This is a genomic window from Methylobacterium sp. WL69, assembly GCF_008039485.1.
Taxonomy (GTDB): Bacteria; Pseudomonadota; Alphaproteobacteria; order Rhizobiales; family Beijerinckiaceae; genus Methylobacterium.
In genome coordinates this window covers 1-2,127 of record NZ_VRUZ01000183.1, presented here as the reverse complement: position 1 = coordinate 2,127, position 2,127 = coordinate 1, and the positions used below count along the sequence as shown (strand labels likewise).

Sequence of the window (2,127 nt, the reverse complement as noted above, 5' to 3'; positions counted from 1 at the left end):
CCCCCTCGCGAGCGGCCCGCAGGCCGCCCCGACCCAACCCTGAAAGGAGCCCCCCATGGCCGAGATCACGCCAAGCATGCCGTACTGGCACGTCTACACGGACACGGACGGGATCAGCCGGCAGGAGCGCTTCACCCTGTCGAACTTCCGGTTCCAGGGCGTCGGGCCCGACGTCGCGCCGCAATGGAACGACAAGCAGGACCCGGCGAAATCCGGCGTGACCTTCACGGTGCTCCCCGTCGGCTGGGTCGGCGACTGGCACGAGAACCCGAAGCCCCAGTGGATCGCCGTGCTCACGGGCCGCTGGTTCATCGAGACCATGGACGGGCACCGGGTCGAGATGGGCCCGGGCGAGGTCATGTTCGGCGAGGACCAGAACACGCGCCCGCATGACGGCCGCAAGGGGCACCTCTCCGGCACCGTCGGCGACGAGCCCTGCACCATGATGGTGGTCGGCCTCGACGTGACCCCGACGGTGAACCAGCCCGGACGCTTCACCTGAGGGGGCTGCCATGGACGGCTTCGAGATCCACGACCCGCGCTTTGCCGCTTTCATCCTGCCGAACGCCCCCTTGGAGACCCTCGCGGAGGGGTTCCGCTGGTGCGAGGGGCCGGTGTGGTTCGGCGACCGGGACGAACTCCTGTTCAGCGACCTGCCCAACGACCGGGTCATGCGCTGGAGCGAGCACGGCGGCGTGAGCGTCTATCGCTCGCCGAGTCGCTTCGAGAACGGCCACGCCCGCGACCGCGCGGGGCGGCTGCTGTCGTGCTCGCATCGGGGACGCTGCATCACCCGGACCGAACTCGACGGCACCGTCACGGTGCTGGCCGATCGCTACGAGGGACGGCGCCTGAACTCGCCCAACGACATCGTCTGCAAGTCCGACGGGACGATCTGGTTCACCGACCCGCCCTACGGCATCCAGACCGATTACGAGGGCGGCAAGCAGGTCTCCGAACTGCCGGCGCGGGTCTACCGCCTCGATCCGGGCACCGGCCACCTCACCATCGTGGCCGACGATTTCGAGGGCCCCAACGGCCTGTGCTTCTCGCCCGACGAGAGCCGCCTCTACATCGCCGAGAGCGGCCTGCAATTCGCGGCCGAGCCGACCCGGCACCTGCGCGTCTTCGTGGTCGGTGCCGGCGGCAGCCTGTCCGGCGGGCGGGTGTTCCATAAGGTCGAGCCGGGCTTCGCCGACGGGTTCCGCTGCGACACCGACGGCAACCTGTGGTCGAGCGCCGGCGACGGCGTCCATTGCATCGATCCCGCCGGCATCCTGCTCGGCAAGATCCTCACCCCTGGCCCCGTCGCCAACCTCGCCTTCGGCGGACGCGAACGCTCACGCCTGTTCCTCTGCGCAGGCCGGACGCTGATGGCGATCTACGTCAACCGGCGTGGAGCCCGGCTGCTTTGAGGGCCTGCGTCGACGGCCTCGTCGCCATCAGCCGCACGGTGGCGGACCTCGCCCGGACGGAGGCGTTCTACCGCGACGGCCTCGACTTCCGGCGCCTCGGTCCCGTCGAGGGCATCCCGGCCGCCATGCTGGAGGCCCTCGGGCTTCCCGAAGCCGGCGGGGGGCGCCTGCGCATGGGGCTCGGGCAGCAGAGTATCGAGTTCCTGGCCTTCGACGTGCCCGGCCAGCGTTATCCCGTCGGCGCCGGCGCCAACGATCCGTGGTTCCAGCACGCGGCCATCGTGGTCTCGGACATGGACCGGGCTTTTGCGCGGGTGGAAGCGCTCGGGCCCATGCCGATCTCGCGCGGCGGCCCGCAGGTCCTGCCGCCCTCGTCCGGCGGGGTCACCGCCTGGAAGTTCCGCGACCCCGACGGGCATCCCCTCGAACTCATTGCGTTTCCCGAAGGCGGCGCCGGGCGCTGGACGCGGGCCCCCGGCCTGTTCGCCGGCCTCGACCATTCCGCCATCGCGGTCACGGACATCGAGGCCAGTCTGGCATTCTTTCGCGATGACCTCGGCCTCCGGCTGACGGCGCGGGGGCTCAACGCGGGCCCCGAGCAGGCCGCCCTCGACGGCCTGCCCGATCCGGTGGTGGATGTGATCGCCCTCAGCCCCTCCGGGGTGGCGACCCCGCACGTGGAACTCCTGCACTACCGCACGCCCCCCGCGCC

3 protein-coding genes are annotated in these 2,127 nt (G+C 71.0%); all 3 read left to right on the top strand.

The features are described 5' to 3' along the window. The first annotated feature begins 55 nt into the window (after positions 1–55). Positions 56–502 (top strand): cupin domain-containing protein, encoded by a 447-nt coding sequence (locus tag FV218_RS22285; protein ID WP_147711589.1) that lies wholly within the window; start codon positions 56–58, stop codon positions 500–502. 10 nt (positions 503–512) lie between these two features. Next, on the top strand, positions 513–1,415 hold the full coding sequence (locus FV218_RS22280) for an SMP-30/gluconolactonase/LRE family protein (RefSeq protein ID WP_147711588.1): 903 nt from the start codon (positions 513–515) through the stop codon (positions 1,413–1,415). Beyond that, positions 1,412–2,127: VOC family protein (locus FV218_RS22275; RefSeq protein WP_147711587.1), on the top strand; the 716-nt coding region annotated here is incomplete at its 3' end. The genes FV218_RS22280 and FV218_RS22275, both read left to right, overlap by 4 nt.

What these genes read in the sequence shown, in the direction of transcription:
- FV218_RS22285 (WP_147711589.1), top strand. Translation starts at nt 56, where the DNA reads ATGGCCGAGATCACGCCAAGCATGCCGTACTGGCACGTCTACACGGAC.
- FV218_RS22280 (WP_147711588.1), top strand. Translation starts at nt 513, where the DNA reads ATGGACGGCTTCGAGATCCACGACCCGCGCTTTGCCGCTTTCATCCTG.